Here is a 3,505-nt window from a genome sequence, read left to right as displayed (position 1 = left end):
CAATTTTTATCAAAAATTAAGGGAGGTTCTGCATGGCTGATTTTCGACAAGACCAATACAACAAATATTACACGAAATTAGAAAAATATAGGAAAAAGTTACCATCATTCGTTAATGAATACATAGTATCATTGGCTACAAAATCAATTGAGACGCAATCCGATTACTGTTACAATATAGTTCAATTTTTTGAATACTTCGTCCAAAACAATCCAGCTTTAAATGGCAAGCTTACCAACGAAGTCAGCAAGGACGCGGTAAATCAACTTCGTCCACAAGACATCAACGAATATATTGCCTACTTGATCAACGAGCGTCGATATGCTACAGCATCGGTTCAAAAAACCGTGACTGTTTTGAATTGCCTATTTTCTTTCCTTGAAGATTCAGAACTGATTGACAAGAATCCAATGCGAAAATCTATGAAACCTCGCACCAAGGAGCAGCTAGACATTGTACATTTACCGCGAAAAGATATGGATGAATTACAGGATGTGGTTGCAACAGGTAAGAATTTGACCAAGCATAGAAAAAGTTATCACGAAAAAACACGTCTACGCGATGAAGCTATTGTCACACTCTTTCTCAAAACAGGTATTCGTGTTTCTGAATGTGCTGGAATCAGGATGTGTGATGTTGATTTTGAAAAACGTCAATTCAAAGTGCGGCGTAAAGGTTACAGTGATAAAAATCAGCAACCTATTGACATGAGTAAATCAGTGTATGATGCACTACTAGCGTATTACGAAGTTCGAAAAAAAATCATTCCCCTCGCTGGTCACGAAGAAGCCTTCTTCTTGTCTCTCCAACGTAAGAGAATGAGTATTGCTGGTATTCAAAGAATGGTTAAGAAATATGCCTTGGATTTGTCTGCATCTAACGACAAAATTAGTCCACACAAACTACGAGCATCGTATGCGACTGCTTTGTATGACGAAACTAACGACATCTATCTGGTATCTGCCGGATTGAATCACAAATCCGTCGATGTAACGGTCCAGCACTATACAGCTATGGACGCCGAACGCAGAAAGAAGGCTTACACCGCTCTTTAAATTGTGTATACAATTAAAGTAAAAAAATTAAAAACTTGTATTTTTTAAGAAAATTTAGATTGTTTATTATATAAATAAAGCATTGTATTAACTTTAGTTCTGTGTGTTTGCCTCGTGAGTCCATAATATCACATTTTTGTAAAAAGTCAATGGTTTTGTCCATATAATTTTGCGCTTGCGCAAAAAAAACACCTGCGGCCAAGAGCATATTGCTCTCCACCGCAGGTGTTTCCCTTGTATCTAGGCAGCTTCTCGAAGCTACCTTTGCATCTTACGAAGCCTTACGTCCGCCTTCAATGACGCGGAACTGCTTCTTTTTCTTCTCCCTTCTTTTTTTTGTATTTTCTTCTATCCAAGTCGTCCGAAACGCCCATGAGACTCGACGGAATAATCGTCTAGTCTTTCTGAACGTGTCATTTTTGATTGCTTTAACTACCAAACAAGTGCTACACACACCAAGTGGGGTCAGATAAAGCAGCAGAATGGGTGAAGAAACTATCGCACACCCAATTATTAAAATAATCTCAAATAGTAGCACAATCAATGCCACTACCACTACCAGCAAAGATATCCAGGTGCTACCAGATGCCATCTGATAGCATTCTTTCCAAAAAGCTACTATGTCTTGGAAAGAATTTTTAAATGTATGTACTATGTTTTTAATGGTAGTACATACAAACTCTGGGTTCCACACTGCCCAGCTCATGAACCAAGCAATAATTCTTTCAACATTCATATTTTTCTCCTTCTGGGCCTCTGCCCTAACCAATTATGAGGCAAGCCGCTCTGCAGCTCACCTATTCTACTTGTTACCAACAAAAAGAGGCAAACTATTTAATAGTTTGCCTCTTTTCTTCTCCTGTTATTTGCAACTACAATCTCCTCGTCCACCAGATGAGGAGATTGCCCCGACTTTCCTACTGATCAAATTTACCGTTAGATGATGCTATGGACATCGGTTGATGCCCATTCAGGTTCAAGATATGGTTTCACGTACTTCGCCGTTGTTTTCCCCGGCTGCACATTCATTGTATACATCGCCTCTACGAAGTCGCCCACGTAGATCTTTGGGATTCCCCAAAGCTTGTCACAGCATGATATATGCAACAAATGCTTTCCACGGACCTGCAGCCCGTACTCGTCGTAGAAATTGATGTAAACATCCTGACGACCTGACATGCCACTACTAATGTTAATCGCGTATCTTTCAACGCGTGTTGAATTTTGATAGTTACGGATTAGACGTCGAACGTCCTTATCCGCTAAAACAAAATTCAACAGATCCAAATACCAGGGATCGCATCCTGATAACATTTTTACTTCGATGGTTTTGCTCTCCGGCCAGATTCGAAGCACTCCCGTACTTCTTTTCTTGGCTTCGCACCAAGAACTCAAGCCATCAATTTCAAAAGGTTTCATAACGAATTCTGCTCTACTCATAGTTTTTCTCCTTCCGGGCCTCTGCCCTTATACAAATGTGAGGCAAGCTGCTATGCAGCTCACCTATTCTACTTTTGTTACCAACAAAGAAGAGGCAAACTGTTTTGCAGTTTGCCTCTTTTCTTCTCCTGTTATTTGCAATTACAAGCCCCTCATCCAGAGATGAGTGAGCTTGCTCAGAGAGACCTAGCTATCTTAAAAGCTCAAAAAGCGCCCACAAGCAATCGGCCTCTTCAGCGATCTCCTCTCGCTGTCCGAGAACATAATCATAAAACACATTCTCGGTTCCGTAGTCTTCGACTATTTCTTTTACATTAGAATAATGTGTCTTATGACTTTTGTTGAAGGAATCCACTACTTCCTTTTCAAATCTGCTCATATTATTATCTCCTTTCGGGCCTCTGCCCTTAAACAATTGTGAGGCAAGCCGCTCTGCAGCTCACCTCTTTTATCTGCAACACGAACGGGACACTACTCCCACACTAGATCCCAAGGGTTCCAATGCGGAAGCATGTCATACTCTCGCCACAAAAGATCAGCCTCCTTTGTGGTCAAAGAATACTCCTTTGCCAAACGCTCCCAGTTGGTCCACGGACCTCCCTGTTCTGCCGCATTCAAATTAAATGCCCAGTTTCGGGCAGTCTCGCGGTCAAGCTCTCCTTCCCAGAATCGCTCCTTTGGGGAAGCGTTAATGCCATTGTCGTGAGTCGCGGTTTGAACCACTCTCCATGCGGCATCCTGACCTAGCCAAAAGGGTGTGTAGCAAAATCCATCCTGGACGCGGGTACAGCGGAATTTCTCCGTGCTGATTACCTCAACACGAACGTCCGCCTCTTTGTATGTGGCAAGAATGGTGTGTGCGCCTGTGATGCGAGCGCTAAGACCTTCGAACTTATTCAGTTCTCCAGCTAAACCTGCAGTTTCTCTTACCATTTCTAAATACTTACTCATATTATCTCCTTCCGGGCCTCTGCCCTTATACAAATGTGAGGCAAGCTGCTATGCAGCTC

Annotated in this window: 5 protein-coding genes; 1 reads left to right on the top strand and 4 read right to left on the bottom strand. The window is 41.9% G+C overall.

The window, feature by feature from the left end; translation table 11 throughout:
* Positions 1–32 precede the first annotated feature (32 nt).
* Positions 33–1,055: a tyrosine-type recombinase/integrase gene (locus Q0371_RS05495; protein ID WP_298469218.1), complete on the top strand. Its 1,023-nt coding sequence runs from the start codon at positions 33–35 to the stop codon at positions 1,053–1,055.
* Positions 1,056–1,326: 271 nt separating this feature from the next.
* Here Q0371_RS05495 and Q0371_RS05490 read toward each other — a convergent pair whose 3' ends face one another.
* The 4 genes from Q0371_RS05490 to Q0371_RS05475 all read right to left on the bottom strand — a co-directional run bounded on the left by Q0371_RS05490 (position 1,327) and on the right by Q0371_RS05475 (position 3,446).
* Positions 1,327–1,791, bottom strand: a complete 465-nt coding sequence (locus tag Q0371_RS05490) for a hypothetical protein (protein ID WP_298469215.1) — start codon at positions 1,789–1,791, stop codon at positions 1,327–1,329.
* A gap of 200 nt (positions 1,792–1,991) precedes the next feature.
* Entirely contained in the window at positions 1,992–2,495 is a 504-nt protein-coding gene (locus Q0371_RS05485) for a hypothetical protein (RefSeq protein ID WP_298469213.1), read from the bottom strand.
* Between the two features lie 190 nt (positions 2,496–2,685).
* Positions 2,686–2,874 (bottom strand): hypothetical protein, encoded by a 189-nt coding sequence (locus tag Q0371_RS05480; protein ID WP_298469210.1) that lies wholly within the window; start codon positions 2,872–2,874, stop codon positions 2,686–2,688.
* Between the two features lie 92 nt (positions 2,875–2,966).
* Positions 2,967–3,446 carry a hypothetical protein gene (locus tag Q0371_RS05475; protein ID WP_298469207.1) on the bottom strand — a complete coding sequence of 160 codons (480 nt, stop codon included), beginning with the start codon at positions 3,444–3,446 and terminating at the stop codon, positions 2,967–2,969.
* Positions 3,447–3,505 lie beyond the last annotated feature (59 nt).

The sequence above is a fragment of the uncultured Psychrobacillus sp. genome (genome assembly GCF_938022135.1).
Classification (GTDB): Bacteria; Bacillota; Bacilli; order Bacillales_A; family Planococcaceae; genus Psychrobacillus.
This window is presented reverse-complemented; position numbering and strand designations above follow the sequence as displayed.